This is a genomic window from Halobacillus campisalis, from assembly GCF_030345335.1.
Lineage (GTDB): Bacteria > Bacillota > Bacilli > Bacillales > Halobacillaceae > Halobacillus_A > Halobacillus_A campisalis.
The window spans coordinates 329,980-351,114 of sequence record NZ_JAPVRC010000002.1; the positions used below are offsets into that span (position 1 = coordinate 329,980).

The 21,135-nt window shown below is 41.7% G+C and carries 19 protein-coding genes and 1 riboswitch; of the genes, 11 read left to right on the forward strand and 8 right to left on the reverse strand.

Translation table 11 applies throughout. From position 1 onward, the window contains the following. Window positions 1-441 carry a histidine utilization transcription antiterminator HutP gene (gene hutP, locus O2Q26_RS05785; RefSeq protein WP_253933915.1) on the forward strand — a complete coding sequence of 147 codons (441 nt, stop codon included), beginning with the start codon at window positions 1-3 and terminating at the stop codon, window positions 439-441. Window positions 442-534: 93 nt separating this feature from the next. Continuing rightward, on the forward strand, window positions 535-2,058 hold the full coding sequence (hutH, locus tag O2Q26_RS05790; protein WP_289214986.1) for a histidine ammonia-lyase: 1,524 nt from the start codon (window positions 535-537) through the stop codon (window positions 2,056-2,058). Window positions 2,059-2,717: 659 nt separating this feature from the next. Here the strand turns inward: hutH and O2Q26_RS05795 are convergent. Then, window positions 2,718-3,005, reverse strand: a complete 288-nt coding sequence (locus tag O2Q26_RS05795; protein ID WP_289214987.1) for a phospholipase — start codon at window positions 3,003-3,005, stop codon at window positions 2,718-2,720. Between the two features lie 224 nt (window positions 3,006-3,229). Between O2Q26_RS05795 and O2Q26_RS05800 the strand changes: the two genes are divergently transcribed. The 3 genes from O2Q26_RS05800 (at window position 3,230) to cysI (ending at window position 7,982) form a co-directional block, all read left to right on the forward strand. Continuing rightward, on the forward strand, window positions 3,230-3,940 hold the full coding sequence (locus tag O2Q26_RS05800) for a TspO-related membrane protein (protein ID WP_289214988.1): 711 nt from the start codon (window positions 3,230-3,232) through the stop codon (window positions 3,938-3,940). A gap of 143 nt (window positions 3,941-4,083) precedes the next feature. Further along, window positions 4,084-4,196, forward strand: a riboswitch (SAM riboswitch). 234 nt (window positions 4,197-4,430) lie between these two features. After that, on the forward strand, window positions 4,431-6,245 hold the full coding sequence (locus tag O2Q26_RS05805) for an assimilatory sulfite reductase (NADPH) flavoprotein subunit (protein ID WP_289214989.1): 1,815 nt from the start codon (window positions 4,431-4,433) through the stop codon (window positions 6,243-6,245). Between the two features lie 18 nt (window positions 6,246-6,263). Continuing rightward, window positions 6,264-7,982 carry an assimilatory sulfite reductase (NADPH) hemoprotein subunit gene (gene cysI, locus O2Q26_RS05810; protein WP_289214990.1) on the forward strand — a complete coding sequence of 573 codons (1,719 nt, stop codon included), beginning with the start codon at window positions 6,264-6,266 and terminating at the stop codon, window positions 7,980-7,982. Window positions 7,983-8,022: 40 nt separating this feature from the next. Here the strand turns inward: cysI and O2Q26_RS05815 are convergent, their stop codons facing one another. From O2Q26_RS05815 to O2Q26_RS05830, 4 genes are read right to left on the reverse strand one after another with little or no spacing between them, the layout of a single operon-like run. Beyond that, window positions 8,023-9,117, reverse strand: coding sequence for a GerAB/ArcD/ProY family transporter (locus O2Q26_RS05815; RefSeq protein ID WP_289214991.1), 1,095 nt, complete (start codon window positions 9,115-9,117; stop codon window positions 8,023-8,025). Further along, on the reverse strand, window positions 9,117-9,287 hold the full coding sequence (locus O2Q26_RS05820; protein WP_289214992.1) for a hypothetical protein: 171 nt from the start codon (window positions 9,285-9,287) through the stop codon (window positions 9,117-9,119). The genes O2Q26_RS05815 and O2Q26_RS05820 overlap by 1 nt, the downstream gene beginning before the upstream one ends. Further along, window positions 9,277-10,476: a Ger(x)C family spore germination protein gene (locus O2Q26_RS05825; protein ID WP_289214993.1), complete on the reverse strand. Its 1,200-nt coding sequence runs from the start codon at window positions 10,474-10,476 to the stop codon at window positions 9,277-9,279. Before O2Q26_RS05825 ends, O2Q26_RS05820 begins: the two co-directional genes overlap by 11 nt. Then, complete coding sequence (locus tag O2Q26_RS05830) at window positions 10,473-11,972, reverse strand: spore germination protein (RefSeq protein WP_289214994.1); 1,500 nt, start codon at window positions 11,970-11,972, stop codon at window positions 10,473-10,475. The genes O2Q26_RS05825 and O2Q26_RS05830 overlap by 4 nt, the downstream gene beginning before the upstream one ends. Window positions 11,973-12,082: 110 nt before the next feature. On the opposite strand from O2Q26_RS05830, the gene O2Q26_RS05835 reads away from it, so the two are divergent. The 4 genes from O2Q26_RS05835 (at window position 12,083) to O2Q26_RS05850 (ending at window position 14,976) form a co-directional block, all read left to right on the forward strand. Further along, a complete protein-coding gene (locus O2Q26_RS05835) occupies window positions 12,083-12,442 on the forward strand; it encodes a hypothetical protein (protein ID WP_289214995.1) in 360 nt (119 codons plus the stop codon). A gap of 348 nt (window positions 12,443-12,790) precedes the next feature. Further along, complete coding sequence (locus O2Q26_RS05840) at window positions 12,791-13,195, forward strand: hypothetical protein (RefSeq protein WP_289214996.1); 405 nt, start codon at window positions 12,791-12,793, stop codon at window positions 13,193-13,195. A 386-nt stretch (window positions 13,196-13,581) separates the two neighbouring features. Then, complete coding sequence (locus tag O2Q26_RS05845) at window positions 13,582-14,145, forward strand: class I SAM-dependent methyltransferase (RefSeq protein ID WP_289214997.1); 564 nt, start codon at window positions 13,582-13,584, stop codon at window positions 14,143-14,145. Between the two features lie 132 nt (window positions 14,146-14,277). Beyond that, window positions 14,278-14,976 (forward strand): DUF459 domain-containing protein, encoded by a 699-nt coding sequence (locus tag O2Q26_RS05850; protein WP_289214998.1) that lies wholly within the window; start codon window positions 14,278-14,280, stop codon window positions 14,974-14,976. 44 nt (window positions 14,977-15,020) lie between these two features. Here the strand turns inward: O2Q26_RS05850 and O2Q26_RS05855 are convergent, their stop codons facing one another. Continuing rightward, entirely contained in the window at window positions 15,021-15,935 is a 915-nt protein-coding gene (locus tag O2Q26_RS05855) for an endonuclease I family protein (protein ID WP_289214999.1), read from the reverse strand. Window positions 15,936-16,088: 153 nt separating this feature from the next. After that, a complete protein-coding gene (yfkAB, locus tag O2Q26_RS05860) occupies window positions 16,089-17,219 on the reverse strand; it encodes a radical SAM/CxCxxxxC motif protein YfkAB (protein ID WP_289215000.1) in 1,131 nt (376 codons plus the stop codon). Window positions 17,220-17,776: 557 nt separating this feature from the next. Here yfkAB and O2Q26_RS05865 point away from each other — a divergent pair. Next, complete coding sequence (locus tag O2Q26_RS05865) at window positions 17,777-18,754, forward strand: ring-cleaving dioxygenase (protein ID WP_390216818.1); 978 nt, start codon at window positions 17,777-17,779, stop codon at window positions 18,752-18,754. A gap of 60 nt (window positions 18,755-18,814) precedes the next feature. Here O2Q26_RS05865 and O2Q26_RS05870 read toward each other — a convergent pair whose 3' ends face one another. Continuing rightward, the gene (locus tag O2Q26_RS05870) at window positions 18,815-19,621 is read right to left on the reverse strand and encodes an N-acetylmuramoyl-L-alanine amidase family protein (protein WP_289215002.1); all 807 of its coding nucleotides are present in this window, start codon (window positions 19,619-19,621) and stop codon (window positions 18,815-18,817) included. 493 nt (window positions 19,622-20,114) lie between these two features. Here O2Q26_RS05870 and O2Q26_RS05875 point away from each other — a divergent pair, with 493 nt between their 5' ends. After that, on the forward strand, window positions 20,115-21,080 hold the full coding sequence (locus tag O2Q26_RS05875; protein ID WP_289215003.1) for a sodium:calcium antiporter: 966 nt from the start codon (window positions 20,115-20,117) through the stop codon (window positions 21,078-21,080). Window positions 21,081-21,135: the final 55 nt, after the last annotated feature.

Genomic DNA, 21,135 nt, shown 5'->3' on the forward strand with positions numbered 1-21,135 from the left:
ATGACTCAGAAAATTCCAATAGGAAAGTTAGCGATGCTCGTTGCAGCTTTGACTCCTGAAGAGTTGGAGCCTTTCACGGAACGCTTGAAGGACGTCGACTACTGCCAGGGTCAATCTGGTTCAATGAATATGCAAAAAGTGATTTCTGCCGTAGAAACAGCAGCCAAAAGAAATCATATTATATCAGATGAACTGTACCGCGAAACTCATGCGTTGTATCATGCGATTCTAGAAGCGTTAGAAGGCGTAATGCGGGGGCAGATGGCTGCCGGAGATATGATGCGGACGGTCGGTTTACGCTTTGCGGTCGTCCGTGGTTCGCCTTATGAGAAATTTGATGAAGGAGAATGGCTCGCGGTCGCTTTTTATGGAACGATCGGTGCGCCGGTCAAGGGGCTCGAACACGAAACGTTCGGACTTGGTATCAACCATATAGGATAATGGCTGCCTATAGTCATAAGTTATGAGGAGGCGGCAATGGTATTACGTATGCCATTGTCGTCTCTTTTTTTGTTCTTTGAGAGGAGAATGGCTATGATTCAATTAAACGGATCGGATTTGACGCTGAGCAATATGAAGAGAATCCTATACAACGGTGAAAAGATTACGATCGATCCGGTCAGTATGGAAAAAGTGAAAAAAAGCAGGGGCGCTGTTGAGCAGGTGGTCACTAGCGGCAAGACAGTTTATGGTCTCAACACCGGGTTTGGGAAATTCAGTGATGTACGAATTCGTGATGACGATGTAGATGACTTGCAGCTTCATTTAATTCGCTCGCATGCGTGCGGAGTCGGGGATCCTTTTTCGGAAAAAGTGAGTAAGGCCATGGTCATCTTACGGCTCAATGCCTTGTTGAAAGGATACTCAGGCGTCCGTCCATGTGTAGTTGAGCGTTTATGTGACTTAGCCAACGATCATATAATTCCAGTAGTTCCAAGCCAAGGCTCCCTCGGGGCTTCAGGAGATCTGGCTCCTCTGGCCCATCTAGCTCTCGTTCTTGTTGGAGAAGGTGAAGTGCATGATGAAGGAAAAATAAAGAAGACTTCAGAGGTGTACCACAAGTATGGTTACCAGCCGCTCACTTTAAAAGCTAAAGAAGGGCTCGCCTTGATCAACGGCACGCAGGCGATGACAGCGGTCGGGGTCATCAATTTTATTGAAGCTGAACGGTTATTCCACCAAAATGACTGGATTGCATCGATGACTCTGGAAGCTTTAGAAGGAATTATTGATGCGTTTCACCCTGCTATCCATGAAGCGCGCGGCTACAAAGAACAGATGGAAGTGGCGGAACGGGTGCGTCTTATCACACAGGACAGCAAACTGCTTACACACCAGGGAGACAAAAGGGTACAGGACGCGTATTCCTTAAGGTGTATCCCTCAGGTTCATGGTGCATCCAGGCAGAGTCTTGCTTATGTAAAGGAAAAGCTGGAGATTGAAATGAATGCGGCTACCGATAATCCCTTGATTTTAGAGGACGGAACCCTGATCGTATCAGGTGGTAATTTCCACGGTCAGCCGATTGCTCTGGCGATGGACTTTTTGAAAATTGCTGCAGCAGAAATGGCCAGCATATCTGAACGAAGAATTGAACGGCTCGTCAATCCGCAGCTTAATAATCTGCCCGGGTTCTTAAGTCCGAATCCTGGACTGCAATCCGGAGCGATGATTCTTCAGTATGCCGCAGCGTCTCTCGTTTCAGAAAATAAAACGCTCGCTCACCCGGCGAGTGTCGATTCGATTCCTTCATCTGCCAGTCAAGAGGACCACGTGAGTATGGGGACGATTGGAGCGCGCCACGCCTATCAAATCATCCTGAACGCACAAAACGTCGCCTCCATTGAGCTGATTTGTGCGATGCAGGCGCTCGAGTATAGAGGGGTAAACTCAGCCTCAACTTCCGTGCAGGAACTTTTTGAAAAAGGGAGAGAAGTTGTACCGAACATTACAGAAGACCGTGTGTTTGCTAAAGATATTGAAGCGCTATCGAAATGGCTGAGAAGCGATCAATTCGACTGGTCTATCCCCAAAAGTATAGTCACACCAAAAATCTAGTATTATTCCACGTGAGGCTTTAGCGGCAGTACGTTTTAATTATAAGCTTTGGTAAATTTCTTTGTTGATTTTTATAAGTGAGTTATTAAGTTATATGGCTTATTGTTGAAGAATTGATCGAGATTAGATAGGTTCTTTAACGTAATAAGTTAAGGGTGGTTGGGAAACAACTCGCTTTCCTGCGGGGGATCTGGCAAGCTCCCTCGGGCTTCGCCCTGTTGGATCTCGCCTAGACCTTTCTCCCGCGGGAGTCTCGTCGTGTCCCAACCACCCCATTCGAAATTGATTGAACCAACCCATGTAATCAAATGTTGAGTTTTCTATACGCGATAAGAAAGCGTCCTTTAGTACTCCAGTCCATACCTTGCTGACTGAACAAAGCGCTACCGCTTACAACGCTGGCAGCTTAGCCAATACTAAAACTACCTACTTTGAACGTGGCAGAACGTACCGAGAAAGAAGTGGGAAGACAAAACCTTTGGTGTCCAGATGTTTGTAGCCTGACTCGAAACATTGCTTCAGAAAAATTACTTTAGAGCCTTAAGAGATTTCCAAGACCCCATTTCTCCAAGCAAAAATAACGAAACCTTGGTCTGCTGAAAACATTAAGAGGAGGCCTCTCAAACAAAGGGAGGCCTCCTTTTTTAATCTCTCACATATCAAAATGAGCAAGTGAAAAATCTCTGGATTTTCATATAGTTAAGAAGCATTCTTGCATGACGCCCTTCTTCCGTATAAGGATTTTGAAGCCGTTCGAGCCGCTGTATAAATGCTTGGTCACACGAACAATAATGACGAGACCTTCTATAGCATATGTCGTGAGCTTTACATGCAGCGTCTACTGCATTGACTGGAGGTCCCGGCCCATTACAGCCTGGTCCGCACCAATTATATCCCGGCAGTACACAAGTTCTCGGCCGTAAACTTCTGTGGTTGTACTTAGGCATATCTTCCTCTTCTTTCTCATATAGTCAAAACCGTAAGCAAAGGTAATGTTTTTTCTGTTTATTCTATGATGGGACGGCTCTTACTGTTTAGGATTACCGCTCATTTTGTACTTGTTTTTGAGGAGGGTTAAATGGGAAGGTGATTTACGTGTGCTATTGAGTCGTTTTAGAGAATACCTTAAACGGGGGATGTACAATTATGAAGAGAGAAAGGAGTAACCTTTATGAAGCTGTTAATGTTGAAACTGTTCAATCTGGCTAGTTTCATCTATATGATTGTTGCTTCAGTGTTTATCGCAGATTTTTCTAGTGGAATGGGCAGTGCAGAAGTGTATGTCATGCCTGCGCCGTTCGCTTTTTCAATATGGAGTCTGATTTATTTACTGCTGTTCCTATTGATTATGAAATCCTTTTTTGCCAATGAAGAAGAAGACTTATTCGTCAGCCGGATCGGGCTATGGTTTCCTATCAGTATGATTCTTTCAGGAACTTCTGTCATTGTAGGAACCACACCTGCGATTCTATTCATCTCCCTTTCCTTATTGACGCTTTGTATCGTGTATACGATTATTCAAGGACTTTATCTATCATCTGCAAAGTATAGGGTTCCATTTTCCATTTACCTTGGGTGGACATCGATTGCTACGATTGTAGACGCTTTCGTTGTGTTGAAAGCCAATGGGATAGAAGAATTATTTTCTATCGGTGAACTTGGCTGGTCAGTAATTTTACTGACGACTGGAGGGTTGATTGCTTTAGCCTTTTACTTTCTTCAAAAGGATCTTCTCTTCCCTTTTGTTTTCGTGTGGGGATATGGAGCTATTTATCTTTATCAAGAAAACGAGTTGATCAAATTCATTGCAGCCGCTTTTGTTGTAATTATTCTTTTTATCATATCGGCGGGTTTATGGAAAAAGATTCAGAAGGGTAAATAATCCAGCTGTTAGGCAGCACATAAGGAAAAGTAACACCGAATAGGAGTAAGGTTACAAGAATGATCTTATCAGAATCTATTGACAATTCAGCAAAATAAGCATAGTATATGTACCATTAATTACCTTACAATTTCATAGAAACTTTCTTATTGTGAGAGGTGGAGGGACTGGCCCTGCGAAGCCTCGGCAACGGGTCTTTAGTTTTTAGACACTGTGCCAATTCCAGCAGGTGATTGTGGCGCCTGGAAGATAAGAAGATTGTTCGATATATGATGTCATCGTATACCTTTCTTCTTGTCTATTTGGGAAGAAAGGTTTTTTATTTATTTTAGGGAAGTGAGGTTAAGAAACTCCTTTTCTTGATTTAAATGTAAATACGTGCGGCTATAATCCCGACTAAACAACTATGAATACAATGGCTTACATAATTATGATGAAAAGAAATGGATGTAGCCAGATAAAGGAATAAAATGATGCGAGGTGGGTACTTTTGCAGCTACAGGAAAAGAATAGTCCGTTTAACCAGGAACAAGCAGAACAATTGAATCGTTTGCTTCCTACACTTACAGAAAATCAAAAGATATGGCTGAGTGGGTATTTAGCGGGGCCGGCATCTTCTGGTGCTGCGGTTCAGGATCCTCCCCAAACAAAAGAGGCAGTCCCTACAGAAGCTCCAGCCAAAACGAGGGAAGTCACGATTCTTTATGGCTCCCATACAGGGAATTGTCAGTCTTTATCGGAAGATTTTGCTCAACGACTGAAACAGCAGGATTTTAAAGTAACGTTGTCTTCTATGGATGATTACAAACCTAAAGCCTTAAAAAAAGCCGAAGATATACTCATTCTGACGAGTACGCACGGGGATGGCGATCCGCCTGACAATGCGATTCCATTTTATGATTTTCTTTATAGTAAGCGGGCGCCTAAGCTTGAGGATGTAAGATTCTCCGTACTATCTCTCGGTGACAGCTCGTATGAATTCTATTGCCAGACCGGCAAAGACTTCGACAAACGATTTGAGGAGCTGGGAGCAGAAAGATTATTTAAACGAATTGATTGTGATTTAGATTTTGAAGAACCTGCAGAAGAGTGGATGCAAGGAGTTCTGGATCAATTGAATAAAGGTCAGGAATCAGAAGCATCAAACTCATCAGAGGCTCCAGTCGATCAAGCGACTTCCGCAACTGCTTACTCAAGAAGCAATCCTTTTCAAGCAGAAATCTTAGAAAATATCAATTTGAATGGCCGCGGATCTAATAAAGAAACCCGCCACCTTGAACTGGATCTGGAAGATTCAGGTTTACAATATGAACCAGGTGATAGTCTTGGGATTTTCCCTGAGAATGATCCAAATCTAGTTGAACAGTTGATTGAAGTGATGGAATGGGATGCAGAGGAACTTGTGCAGATCAACAAACAAGGGGAATCAAAACCTTTGCGTGAAGCATTGAGCACTACTTTTGAAATTACGAGCTTAACGAAGCCTCTGCTTGAGAAGACAGCAGAGCTTGCAAATCATGAGGAGTTGCGAGAACTTGTCCACTCGGAAAAATTAAAAGACTATATTTATGGGCGTGATCTTATTGATTTAGTTAATGATTATGGCCCCTTCAAAGTATCGGCAAGTGAGTTTATTTCTATTTTACGTAAAATACCTGTCCGTCTCTATTCGATTGCAAGCAGTGGAAAAGCGAATCCGGGTGAGGTTCATTTGACTATAGGCGCCGTTCGTTATGACTCGCATGGGAGAAACCGTACAGGAGTATGCTCAGTCCAATGCGCAGAACGATCAGAGCCAGGCGGGTCTTTACCTGTATTTGTGCAGCGTAATCAGAACTTTAAATTGCCGCAGAACCCGGAGACTCCCGTCATCATGATTGGAGCAGGTACCGGGGTAGCGCCGTACCGCGCTTTCTTGGAGGAAAGAGAAGAAATGGATGTCGAGAGCGATGCATGGTTGTTCCTTGGCGATCAACATTTTGTCACTGACTTTTTGTATCAGATTGAGTGGCAGAAATGGTTGAAAGAAGGCGTCCTGACAAAAATGGATGTGGCCTTCTCTCGTGATACTTCGGAGAAGGTGTACGTCCAGCATCGTATGCTTGAAAATAGTCAGTCTCTGTATGAATGGCTTCAGGCCGGTGCTGTAGTTTATGTTTGCGGCGATGAAAAACATATGGCCAAAGATGTTCAAAGTGCTCTTCTTACGATCCTGAAGCAAGAAGGCGGAATGAACGACGAACAAGCCGAAGCGTATTTAACGGACATGCGTAAAGAGAAACGCTACCAGCGTGATGTGTACTAAAAGGGGAGGAGATGAATCATGACGAAAAATAGATTTCCAGAACAGCACGGACCGCCGAGTGAAATGGAAAAGATTAAAGATGAAAGTAATTTCCTGAGAGGAACTCTTGTAGAAAGCTTCGAGGAGCGGATCACGGCTGGTATTCCCGAGGAACAAACGAAGCTGTTGAAGTTTCACGGAAGCTATATGCAGGATGACCGCGACGTTAGGAATGAACGTAAGCAGCAAAAGTTAGAACCAAACTATCAGTTTATGATCCGTGTCCGTTTAGCGGGCGGCGTTGCAACTCCCGATCAGTGGCTGAAAATGGATGAACTCGCAAATACGTATGGCAATGAAACATTGAAGCTGACGACGCGGCAAACCTTCCAGCTGCATGGTGTGTTGAAATGGGATATGAAGAAAAGTATTCAAGGGATGAATGACGCGCTTATGGATACGATTGCGGCTTGTGGCGATGTGAATCGGAATGTCATGTGTAACGCAAACCCTTATCAGTCAGACATACATTCTGAAGTGTACGATTGGTCTAATCGTTTAAGTGACCATCTGCTGCCAAAAACAAGAGCCTATCATGAAATTTGGCTTGATGAAGAGAAAGTGACGGACAGCCGGGAATCGGAAGAAGAGACCGAGCCGATTTACGGCCCTCTTTATTTACCGAGAAAATTTAAAATCGGAGTAGCCGTACCGCCATCAAATGATGTGGACGTCTTTTCTCAGGATCTTGGTTTCATCGCCATTTTAGAAGATGGACAACTGCAAGGATTCAACGTTGCAGTTGGCGGGGGAATGGGAATGACCCACGGAGATACGGACACCTACCCTCAGCTTTCCCGGGTCATCGGTTTTTGTGAGCCTGACCAAATCCTGGACGTTGCTGAAAAAATCCTTACGATCCAGCGTGATTATGGGAACCGTTCGGAGAGAAAGAATGCAAGATTCAAGTATACAATCGATCGAAAGGGTATTGACTGGGTGAAAAAAGAACTCAATGACAGGCTCGGCTGGAGCTTAGAGGAAGAGCGTTCCTACAGCTTCGATCATAACGGGGATCGTTACGGATGGATCGAGGGCGATGGGAAATGGCATCTGACTCTTTTTATCCAAAATGGAAGGATCAAAGATACAGAAGAGTATCCTTTGATGACAGGCTTACGTGAAATCGCTAAAGTCCATACTGGGGATTTCCGTCTGACTCCTAACCAGAATCTCATTATATCGAACGTTGAGAGCAAAAATAAATCTCTAATCGACGAGCTAGTTAACAAATACGGGATGACAGACGGCAAAGAGAACTCTGCACTGCGCAGAAATTCGATGGCATGTGTCGCTTTTCCTACCTGCGGGCTTGCCATGGCTGAATCAGAGAGGTATCTTCCTTCTTTAATTGATAAAATAGAAGACATTCTTGATGAAGCAGGATTAAGAGACGAAGAAATCATTATCCGTATGTCAGGCTGCCCTAACGGCTGTTCCCGACCAGCCCTTGGTGAAATCGGCTTTATCGGAAAAGCTCCCGGTAAATATAATATGTATTTGGGAGCAGGATTCAGAGGGGACAGACTCAATAAATTATTTCGTGAAAATATTGGGGAAGAAGACATATTACAAGAGCTTAAACCTATTCTTATCAATTATGCTAAAGAAAGAGAAGAGAATGAGCATTTCGGTGACTACGTCATCAGAGCAGGCTACGTCGAAGCCGTTCACTCAGGACTTGAATTCCATAAATAAGCTCATAATGCCTGCAGGATCTAAGTGGACCCTGCAGGCATTATGAATTTAAGCTTGTCTGTTTATTTCTTATCAAACCGATTAGGAAAACTAGAATGATCAAACAGTAAAGAGTAAACCAGTACATCGTCCAGCTTGTTGTTACAAAGTTACTAAAGTCCATAACTGTCTTATGAAGGTGGTTGCTCATTGCCCATATCAGAATGCCGATAGGGATAAGGTAAGGACGATAAGTTTTGGAGCCTGTTAAATGCTTCAGCCCCATCATGACTACGAGGAAACATACACATATTTTGACGAACAACCCGATCATCCAGGCGATGGCAAGCAGGATTTCAATTCTTTCAAAAACAGTGACGAAATCAATATCCCTCATGACAGAATACGTGGGGTACGTTTCTCTGGCCACTAGATAGGTTCCCTCATCCCCAATGATGATAAAAACCGTGATGACCAATACGAGGCCTCCTGCAGCGATACCAGACAGGTAAGTAAGCATGAGTTTTTCTTTTTTCTTAACATATTGAAAAAAAGCTCCTATGAGTAATACTTCAATAAAAGGAAAGCCGAGGGTGGCATAGGCTCCTTGAAAAATTGCGGAAGGTCCTGAATGGAAGACAGGCCTAAGCTCTAAGAAGGAGAACTCCCTGGTTATTAAAATAAGGGAAACAACCGTAAGAAAAATGACGATTGGGAACACTAGGTCATTCAATAGAAACAAATTTTTTACACCTAAAACAGCTGAGTAAATGACGACCGCAACAATGAGAATTTGATACGTCCATGGGTGTGAATAGGGAATGACACTGGCCACCATAAAATTACTTAAATTTCTTACGACCATGGCGGCAAGGTGAAGAGCATAAAATATAATCAATATATTCATCACGCTACCAAACCATTTCCCGGCTGCACGATTCATTAGTTCGAATAATGAAGGATAATTATATTTTTTAAAAAGGAAAAGGTAAAGCACATTCAACATCAGCCCTATGATCAAAGCAAGCAGCATTGAAATCCACCCATCCTGTTTGGCTGAAACTACGGTAATGGCAGGAGCCATGAGAATAGAACTGAAAATTATGAAGTTAATAACGACCATAATCAACTGAAGTTTTGTAATTTGAATATTCATCATGGACCTCCGAACATGCCGTAGTAAATAGGTTCAAAAACAGCCTTCAGCCCTTCCGTTACAGGGAAGACCGGCTGATCATAAAGGTATCCGAACATATAGACGATGGAGAACAGCCATACACCAGTGATGATCAGCTTTTCCTTTGGCTTTCGTTTATTATCCTTCATTGTTATCCACTCTCGACCCTGGAGACTCGAGGTATATGTTCACGTCTGTTTCTATCGACATATTTTCATATAAACTACTCCAGTTGTCCTTTACTTTTTTCCACTCTTCGGGTTGTTTCTTAGATAGTTGATTTTTAATCCCATAGTAATCCAGCTGGGATTCCTTGGCATTCGCAAGCGCTGATTGTAATTCATTCTCCATATCCTCGTTTATTATAGTTTGCAGCTCATTAACTCCTTGCTCGGTGGACAGTTTGATTTGGCATGAGAGCCCTTGTAAATTAATGTGCCCTTCTAATTGGAGGGAATAATTCAGTTGTTCATTAACAATCTTCGGTTCTGCTTTGACTTCCATTTCTTTGAGTAAGAAGCCAATGGTTCCTTCATCTTCAGGGCATTTCACGGTATAAGATTTTATATTAGCTGATTTTTTAGTGATAATGGCCCAAGCAACCGAGTCTTTATACGAAAGCCAGTCTACTAAGTAATCCTTATCAAATAAAGCTAATCCTGTTAATCGCAAAGCGCTTTTGTTCCCTTCGATTTCGTTCAAATCTTCTGTATTAGTCGAACTTGACTGTTTATTTACTTTTTCGACACCCATTACGACGGGGTCCCGGTCTTCACCGTACCTCCATCTAATGAAATTCTCCAACTCGATGCCGTCTTTGATGCTGAGCGTCCCTCCCCTTACCTTTGTTAAACTTTCTATATTTTTAGTGGAGGAGTTATCAAGCGGAGTAAATGTGTTCAATATAGTAGCTGCGGATGAATCTTTAGTGATGAATAGTAAGTAACTATCCCTAATTTCATAATGGCGTTCAAGAAAGTCCGAAACTTCATGGACACCCCGTTCTCTGGCAAATTCTTCACTAATGAGGAGTGAAGAAATATGGGGGAAAAACAGTTTTCTTGATAATATGTCCCTGGCGTTAAATACGGCTTCAATCATATCTTCACCCTCACTTTCAAAGGTATAGCTATTGGCTTGACTGGCACCGCCGCCACCGGCTTCCCCTCCCGCTTGTGCCTGAGGGTTTGTAGCCTGAAACGTGACTTTCACTGTATCGTCTTCTCCGAGATCTACTCCTATCCCTGTCAGAATCAGCAGCTCGTTCAGCTCTTCCTGCCCGCTGCATCCTCCTAACAAAATAAGAAGTGTTAATACGAAAGCGGAAAAAAATTTCATTTTAAAACCTCCCCGTTTCTTCTCTGTTTACGTTTGCTCCACCATAACGGAAACCGTAAAATAGTATCCTTCTGCTTTTTGATAGAAAAAGGAGCAAAAGGAGCCATGTAAGGTTGTCCCAAAGATTTTAACGAAACGAGGTGAATGCAAATAATCATCGTAAATATGAATATCCCGAAAATCCCCGCAGAAGCCGCGAACAGCATCAATATGAAGCGGAGCATACGGGCGGAACCTGCAATTGAATAATAAGGGTTGGCAAAGCTGGATATTGCTGTAAGAGATACGACAATGACGATGGCGGGAGATACAAGTCCCGCAGAAACGGCAGCTTCTCCGATTACAATGGCGCCAACAATCGATACAGCAGGTCCGATTGGTCTTGGCATACGTATCCCGGCTTCTCTAAGAATTTCAAAAACAGTCTCCATTATCAGTGCTTCTACTAGGGCTGGAAACGGCAGCCCTTCTCTCTGTGCAGCTAAACTGATTAAGAGATCCGTTGGAATTAATTCCTGATGGAAGGTCGTGAGCGCAACAAAAGTTGCAGGTAAAGCAAAGGCGATCCAAAAAGCGATAAAACGGATGAGACGTAAAAAAGTCGCTAAATCAAACCGATTGTAATAATCCTCTGCGGTCTGAAAGTAGGAAATAAGTGTAGCAGGTCCGATTAAAGCAAAAGGCGTGCCTTCCATCATAATGGCTAACTTACCTTCTGTAAGCGCAGAAGAAACGACATCTGGCCTTTCTGTATCGACCAGGGTTGGAAAAGGTGTATACCCTTTATCTTCAATCAACTCCTCCAGCATTCCCGTTTCGAATACCTTTTGCGTTTGACAGTCAGTAATTCTCTGAAACGCGATGTTCAGAGCCTCTTCATTCACTAACCCTTCGATATAAGTGACGATTACAGTCGTTTGTGTAACTTCACCTACGATGAAACTTTTGAATCTTAAATTTGGATTGGTAATTCTTCTTCGTATCAACGTTGAATTAATCGAAAGAGTTTCTACAAACCCTTCCCTGGGTCCTCTTACCATCGTTTGGGAACTTGGTTCTTCAATACCTCTTGTTTCCCACCGCTGATCTGAAACCAAAAATGCTTCTGTCCCTTTTTGAACAAACAAAATGACATGGCCTCTCAGGAGTGCTTGAAGCACTTCCGAAAATTCAGTCGTCGTTTTTAATTTTTTTGGAATTTGGATATGCTGCTTGAAATCCTTAATTACATAATCTCTAGAAGAGTCGTTCTCTTTGAACCAGTCCATCATTGGAGGGATCACGTTCAGCTCAATGTCTTCCGTGCTGATCAGTCCGTCAATATAACATAAAGCGAAAGCGGTATGTTTGAATGAATATATTTTACTGATAAAGTCAAAAGGCTCTCCGAGAGATTGCTTGATTTGATTGATATTCTGTTTCACATCTTTAGAGATGACCACGCTGCCGTCTGTATGATTAGGAGGAGGGGCATTGGTCGAACGGTTCTTTCTCATAGACATCCTCCTGACACTTTTTAATACATTGTGGCCAAACTGGAAAAATTTTATACTTTTTCATCAGATTCCATGAGATTGCTAATGTTAAGGGCTTGAGGTGGTCGGGCATGTGGGGAGAGAAGGGCTCATATAATGGAACCTGTATTTCAACAAGTAACCATAAATCTTTAGAAAAGGGGGGAGAGATATTGGCATATCTCATTCTTTCCACTTACCCCGGCAAAGGCTCGAGGAATTCAGGAGATCATTTAATTAGTAAAAGTTTAAAAGATCTATTAATTGCGGTAAAAGGAAAACAAGTTGACATGGGTATTTACAGTGTTGTAGATCACGAGGTTAAAGATGTTCCCGACCTCTCCAAGTATACAGCTATTCTATCCCCAGCCATGAGACCGACACTGGGAGGGGACGTGATAGCTCTGAAAAACAGATATGCTTTTTTAATTGAATGCACCAGCCATCAATAAGCAGGATTTGAATAAGGAATTACGGATGGATTCAAAGAAAAAGACGATCTTAATGTAGTGAAAGGGGAACGATATTTACAGGAATTAGAAGGATTCATCAAAAAGTTGCCTGATAAGGAACAAGTAAACATCGTAAAAAATTTTAGCAGAAAAGGTCTCAAATTACTTGATTGATAATAAAATGAGAAGTGAAGCCCAAAACAAAAATTGTGAGTTTTTAGAGTACGCCTCCCCCGTGAGAACCCCTTCTGCCAAACGGTTAATCAGATTGATAAGCTCAATGACAGAACCTAAAGGTGGATCATAGAGTATCGATAGTTCAGCTATGGAAAAAAGGAGTAAGCTTATATGTCTATCCTTAGAGGAAAAGCAGCTCTCAACATCAGTACCTCCATAGTCAAAGTTGATGTGTCTAAATGCCGAGGTTACTCGTATTCCTCAGAAGGTTGGCATTATTTAACTGCGGTGTTAAAGCAGTTTATAAATAATCCAGCCCTTGATTATCAATCTTCTGTCTTAAAAAAGTACTATGACTTATATCAACCGAAATCATTAATGGATTGTTTGTTTTATGGAGAGGGTTACAAACATCTCAGACCGCCATGGTCTCCTTTACGATGGCGTTTTTATACTAAATGGATGACAGGAGAGAACCAGCACTTTGGTCCTAACTCTGATGAATTCGGTGAAAAGGTGTTTTTAAGAATTGTAAGTATATATAAAAAAGTTAAAGGTAGATGGGTACTTGCCTGAAGAAAATGAGGACGGCTATATAAGAGGACAGTTTCTTAAAAAAGGAAGAGGATTATCGATTTTTCGCAGGGGGAGGGCAGCACCGCCTTGGCTGCTTTGAGCGTATTAGGTAATCAAACTGCTTCAGTGAAGCTCCAGCCTCATTGGGTCAGAGTGATTAATCCAAATGAAGTTGATACCTGGTTTCAAGTTCGCAACAAGACTTGTGATCAAGAAACGCTCCTTAGGATTTTCACTAATTATTTTGAAAATAATGGAAGGTAAAAGGCCAACAGAATAGGTTTGCTGGAATATAAGAAGCAGGTAAGGGACGAGCAGTAATATCACTTATTATTGTTCTATCAAAAAGCCAGTTTGAACAAGCATTACAGAAAGGAGAAGGGTGGATGTATCAAGATGTTTGGGTGAAAGGGAAAGTAGTCAAAAAGGGAAAAAGAGAATGTGAGAAAAGGTATAAGAAGATTAAAGAACAACTTAATCGAATAAAGCAGCCCTTTACTGTTCTTGATATTGGGGCGGACTCCGGTTATTTTTCCTTCAGGATTGCCGAGGACTTCAATGCACAAGTTACGATGCTTACCTCCGACAAAAAAATCGATAATATTATGAGGCAGAACAACAATAAGAACGTTAAACTGATCCGTGAAGAAGTAAATGTTGATAATTTGAAGGTTCTCACGGAAAAGGAGGATTTTGATGTGATTTTAGCATTGAGTATCCTTCACCATTGTGATGAATATGAAGAACTCATTGATATGATTTTTGACTCTTCCCGTTTAATTTTTATAGAGGCATCTGCTCTCGAAGAAGCAGAAGGCGGATATAAAAGTCATAATGTAAAGGGAATCATGGAAAACTTGCAACAGAGAAATCCAACAATATTAGGGTATACAAGGAATCTAAGAAAGCTTGGGAAAAGGCCGCTTATGAAGTTTGACCAGTCACTATGAGAAGAAGGAGTGCTTCCTGCGAGCGGGGGCACTTTTTTTGTGAGATGCTTTTGAAGGTCTATCAGCACAGGACCTGGGACACAGTTTGAAAATTTTATAAAAGGGGAAATCAGTTGTCCTAGGAGGCAGCTTATGAAAAAAATAGTATTCTATGCAGTGGTTCTTGTTCTAGTTGCAGGTGCAGGGACTTGGATTATACAGGCGAATGGTTTAACTAGTAATGAAAAACAAATTTATGCTTTAGGTGACTCGCTTACCCACGGGGTTGGTGACACATCCGGAGATGGTTACGCTGAGAACCTTGAAGAATTGTTCAATGAAGGTCGAGAGGATACGGTAAATGTCCGGAATTTAGGAATCCCTGGCCAGCAAACAGATGGATTGCTGAAGCAGATTCAGCATTCCGATGTGAAAAATAGATTGAACGAAGCCGATTATTTCACTTTATTCATAGGAACAAATGATCTAATAGAAAGCAATGGCGGTGACTTAGTGAAGATTTATGAAGACCAGATTGAGGCAGGGAAGGAAGAGTATGAGGACAATCTAAAGGAAATCCTCGACATCATTCGTGAGGAAAATCCGGACGCACCTATTTTGTTTTTAGGATTGTACAACCCTTTTCCTTCTTCTGAACAAATAGAAGAAGAGGTCGTCCAATGGAATGATAGAAGCCAGCGAATCGTGGAGGATTATTCGAATGTAAAATTCATTCCTACAAACGATCTGTTTCCAGAAAAATCTACTGAATATTTCAGTGACGCTCTTCACCCTAATGAGAAAGGGTATAATTTAATTACAGAAAAAATTATAGAAGAATATGATTTTTAGAAAACAGCCGCATTGCCAAGGGAAGGCTTGCGGCTGTTTGATATTCAGGAGAATACTTCTGTCATTTTTTCAGGGAAATCTATAAATGGATTACGGTTCCCCTGGATTTTTTGAATCGTGTAATTACGACGAAATTCATACAAATCAGGGGGATAGTCCTCATGCCATTTCAAGAGGAGTTTTTTATCAATTTTACTTCTATATTTTTTGCCGATTTGGTCAGGATATCTGACAAGAAAGTATAGCATCGCCCTTGCTGCAGGACCTTTTCCGTATTCTGGCTCAAACAGTTCTCCATCTATCTTTCCACAATCGTCCTTGATTCTCTGGGATAGTAATTCATCTGGCTGGTAATCAGGGAAGTCATGATAGGGATAATTACTTCGGAGTGAATTGCAGGCCGGTTCACACGTGAACAGATGGTGGAGATCTCCACGCATCGGCTCTTTTTCAGTGAACCATGACTGTGGGACTGCATGTTCGCAGTTATATTTTAGTTTTTCAGTAATGTGTTGCAGCTTTTTTATGACTAAAGCTTGATCGTGGTCCGGAATATTTTTACTCTTCTGAATACGATTCAAAGTAATTTGGTAGTCTTCTTTAATCACATCTTCGGCTTTACGGCTTTTTCCTGAATAAATATTTTGAAGCTTGCCATCCGGACGTAAATCCACCAGCGGATATACATACTCAGTAGGGTTATAGCGCACTTTATTTGTATGGGAAGCTTGCAGTCTCTCATTCATAATATCGAGCAATTCGTCATTGGTTTTATTTTTGAAATCAATATCTGCATAATAACTCTCGCGTGCGTTATCATCCGCTTCCCGATCATAATAAGCTTTTTCATTCTGCTGAATGGCACGCTGGGTGGCTTGCACATAAGAAAGTACAGCTTGAAGCTTTTTAGGATCAGCTTTCATAGGGGCCAGTTTTTCTTTTTGCCTGAGTGTCAACATGACATGATTTCCTCCTAGTTATGAACTGATGGATAGTCTGTGACTCTCTCGGAAGTAAGTTTACATAGTTTTCCTTATATAGGTGTATACCGCTAAAGTACCGCTATAAAACTAGATAAAAAGGAGCACCATCAAAATGACAATGCTCCACTCTTAACGATTTAGTTCAATTTTGGCTTGTTGGCTTTGAAAGTCTACTTCTTCATAATAAGTATTTTTAACTAATAAATTCGGACCGAGACATTTAGCTGCAGGACAATGACAGTTTAAAGACTGGGCGGTCTTGGATTTCATCCATTTGTTAAAAGCGTCTGGTAAGGAAGTGTTCTTAATGTTTCCAAGACCCGGTTCATCACCAAAGTCTGTTACAATCACCTCCCCGGAAAATATATTGACGTTCAGTCTAGAACGCCCATCCGGGTCATTTCTTACGGTAACATTCGGCGATTGATCAAGGCGTTTCAACATATCCAAATCATTCTGGTCCGAATTGCAAGGATAAAACGGCAGCGTTCCGAACAGCATCCACATATTTGGATCACGATGATTTAATAATCTGCTAATCCCTTCACGCATTTCTTCTAAGGTCAAAGTTTCCAAATTACTAGCGAAATCAACAGGGTACATAGGGTGAATCTCATGGCGGGCGCATCCCATTTCCAAAACGTGATCATGGATTTTTTCTAAGTGAGGAAACGTACGTTTGTTTAGCATAGTTTCGGCAGACACCATGACGCCTTCTTTAGATAAAGCCTGACTGTTTTCTACAAGACGATCGAAAAACTTAGCGCGGTTTTCAAAATTAGGCTTTCGATCCATCAAAGCAAAACCGGTTTCAGCAAATTCGTCGACTGTTCCCCAGTTGTGAGAAATATGAAGTACATCCAAGTAGGGAATGATCGGTTCATAGCGCGAATACGGCAGCGTCAGGTTCGAATTGATCTGAGTTCTGACCCCGCGGTTGTGAGCATATTTAAGCAGTGGAACGACATACTGTTCGACAGATTTTTTGGAAAGCATCGGCTCTCCTCCTGTGATGCTGATCGTGCGTAAATGTTCAATTTCATCTAATCTTTTTAATATTAAATCTATCGGCAAGGCATCAGGGTCTTTGTTTTGAAGTGTATAGCCGACGGCACAGTGTGCACAGCGCATATTGCATAAGTATGTCGTTGTGAATTCCACGTTTGACAGTGTCATCTCTCCAAATTCTTCTACATCCATGTAAGCTTCCCAGGGGTCATAGGAAGGGGTTAACGGTTTGAATTTTTCTGTGGTACCCATGGTGAAAAACTTCCTTTCTTACTTGTAACATTCTATTAATATTGTATCATGCGCCTTCGCACAATCATAAAAAACATTTATCTTGAAATCGAGATAAAATAGTTATAAGATAATCATATAGGATAAGCTATGGTAGTTGGTGGTTTTTCATAACATTGTTATTAAATAATATAGCAGGATAGTGGAAGATTTGAAATCGAGATTACTGGGTTCGTTGCCGTATAAAGAGTCAGGGGTGGCTGGGAAGCTACTCGCTTTCCTGTGGGGGAACTGGCGAGCTTCCTCGGGCTTGCAGCCCTGTGGGATCTCGCCCAACTCCTTCTCCCACGGGAGTCTCGCAGCTTCCCAACCACCCCATTCGTAGAAGTGTAGAAACGCCCCCCATAAGGAGCGTCTTACGTCATTCCTGCAGCGTCCGCCCCCCGGAGCCCCTAAATTCTCATTATGGCTCGAAACTGAGTCTTCCACTAAAGAGAGCTTATGTGAAAGAATAAACTTAAGATTTAACAGAACTAATAGAAAAATGAACGAAGAATATAAAGATGGAGGAGTTACTCATGAACGAACTAAAAGGACTGCATCATGTCACAGCTATTACGAGCAGTGCAGAGAAAAATTATGAATTCTTCACCTATGTTCTAGGAATGCGATTAGTTAAGAAAACGGTCAACCAGGATGATATTCAGACGTACCACCTTTTCTTTGCGGATGATAAGGGAAGCGCCGGAACGGATATGACATTCTTCGATTTTCCAGGCATTCCAAAAGGATCCCATGGGACAAATGAAATTTCCAAAACTTCCTTTCGAGTTCCCAGTGATGCTGCATTGGAGTATTGGGTAGAACGCTTTGATCGCATGGATATAAAACATAAAGGTATCGAGGAACGCTTCGGCAAAAAGGTGCTGCCATTTACTGATTTTGATGATCAATCCTATGAATTGATATCTGATGAAAAGAATGAAGGTGTTCCAGCAGGTATACCATGGCAGAAAGGACCTATACCGCTGGAATTTGCTATAACTGGTTTAGGACCACTCTACGTCCGTATTGAAAACTTCGATTATTTCAAAAAGATGCTTGAGAAAGTGTTGTTATTTAAAGAAATTGATGAAGAAGGCGCTTTTCATTTATTTGAAACAGGAGAAGGTGGGAGCGGTGCGCAAATTGTTGTAGAATATAATCCTATTCTTCCACAGGCTCGTCAAGGTTTCGGCACGGTTCATCATGCAGCTTTCCGCGTAGATGACCGTGAAGCCTTAGAAGAGTGGATCGAGCGCATGCCTACCTTCGGATTCAGAACGTCTGGTCATGTCAACCGCCACTATTTTGAATCTTTATATGTGAAAGTTGCGCCGCAGATCTTATTCGAATTCGCCACTGACGGTCCGGGATTCATGGGAGATGAACCCTATGAAACATTAGGCGAAAGGTTATCGCTTCCTCCATTGTTAGAGCCAAAAAGAAAACAAATTGAAGAAAAAGTACGACCGATCGATACAGTAAGGAGTACAAAGGAATTCATCAAAGAATAAAAGAAGTAAGAAGCCGCCGTATTGGTTCCAACGGCGGCTTCTTACTTCTTTTCTCAATGATTATTCAAAATAATTTATAATTCCATCAACAATGGCGCTTGATACCTGAGACTGGTAACTATCTGTTTGAACAAGGACCGTTTCTTCCGGATTGGATAAAAAACCGAGTTCCAGGAGAGCTGCCGGAGAGTTGTTTTCTCTCATTACATGAAAGTCCCCATAGTACTCCCCATTATTCTGAGGGTCTGTTTGCTCAGATAACTCACTTTGCAGTTCTTGAGCGAAGGGCAGATCTTTAGAATCATTGTAGTAATAACTGCTTATTCCATTAGCGCTTGAAGTAATGCTTGAATTGTAATGAATACTAATAAAAGCATCTGCATTGGTTGAATGACTATGTTCAACTCTTTCTTCTAATGACAGATATTGGTCCCCCGACCTTGTCATCGTTACGACAGCGCCTGCTTCCCTAAGCTTTTCATATGTATGCTTTGCTGTCCTTAAATTAAGGTCTTTTTCATATGTTCCGTCAACACTGATTGCTCCCGGATCATAACCTCCATGGCCAGGGTCAAGGGTGATGTTAATACCATCCAGGGGGGAAGAACCTGAAGAATTCAAAAAATCTGAGGAAACCCATGAGGTGACTCCGTTGTAAATAATTTTGGACCAGCCATTCTCTTGCTCCTGCACATTAATTGTAGAGCCGTCAGAGAGTGAACCGATAATAGTAGATTGGATGTCAGGAGCGCTCCTTACGTTCAAACCACCTGCTGCATCCACACTATATTCATTTGATTCATGCGCTTGAACTGGGGAAGGAAGGGACCATAAAACAATTAGAATTCCTAATAGTCCTAAAGCCATAATTGAGTAAAAACACTTCTTATTTACTTGTAGATTGATTGCATTAATAATTTAGTCCGCCTCTCTTACGATATTCATAGATATCTAATTGGTTGTTTAAGTGATAGGATTCTATCATAGCAATACCATAAATAATTTCAATATTCTAAATAACAAACAAGTCAATAGACTTCTGTAAGTGGATATATGTGGGATTTAACGTGTATATCGTAATAAAATGGTGACTATTTTCTGTGAGATAATAGACACAAAATTCATTCTGAAGTAATAGCTATGAGGTTTTTGACGAATCCTGAATAAAATGCTTGACTCGTTCTATAGAAATAAAATATAGTAGAATTAACAAGAGGAGTAGCGACCGCTTTAGCGGCTTTCGGATCGTCATTTCGGCAGTAAGTTGCCTGGTCCGAAGGGCTATTAACGTTAGTACGCGAGATCTTGGTACAATTTCTGTACCAGGATTTTTTTTGTTCTGGTCGAGAGGAGAAAACCTATGGTTTATATAATTTTTTTAGTCGCAGCTATCGTTGTCGTTGGAGCTGCGATCAAGCTTAATGAGTTTGGAGATGTCATTAGTAGAAAGTCCGCCTTAAGCGGTGCTGCTGTTGGTACGTTTTTAATTGCAGGAGCCACCTCACTGCCAGAGCTGACAACCAGTTTGACGGCTGTCTACATTGATAACCCTGATATTGCGGTGGGGAACATGATCGGCAGTAATGTATTTAATCTATTAATCTTAGCTATCGTCGATATCATTTACCGCCGTCGACGCCTTTTTCAGCGGGTAGGCTACCAAGAACATAAGCCTGCCGCCATTATGGGACTGGTTTTTATGATCATCATCATTGGTGCATTAGCCCTCCCACAATCGATTGAATGGTTCGGAGTAGGAATCGAAATGTTCGTCCTTGCCTTACTATATATCATTATGATCAAGTTTTTCTCTAATAAAGGAGAAGAAGAGACGACGGATGAAGACCTTCCTGTAAAAAACTATAAATTGAAAACGGCAGTTACCGGATTTATCGTTATGGCTTTAGTTGTGTTTGGAGCAGGAAGCGCGCTTTCTATTTCAGGCGATCAACTAGCGCAAGTATCGGGATTGGATTCAAGCTTCGTCGGAAGTTTCTTGATTGCTGCTTCTACCTCACTGCCAGAGCTTGTAACCGTACTGGCCGCCTTTAAGGTAGCCAATTATGGTATGGCGATAGGATCCATACTTGGAAGTAATATATTTAACATGCAGCTGTTAGTTTTGACTGATATTCTTTATCGAGACCAAGCCATCTTATCAGCGGCAGGGAACTCACACATTTTCATTGGGTTATTGGGTGTATTCATGACCCTGGTGACGATATATTTGCTTTGGCGTCCGGCCATAAGTAATCAGTGGCGCTATATAGCGCCGTCTATGATTGTCAGTCTTGTCTATGTGGTGTTTTCGTATATAATATTTTGATACCAAAAAGGTACCAGAGATTTCCTCTGGTACCTTTTTGTTTGTGTTGAATATT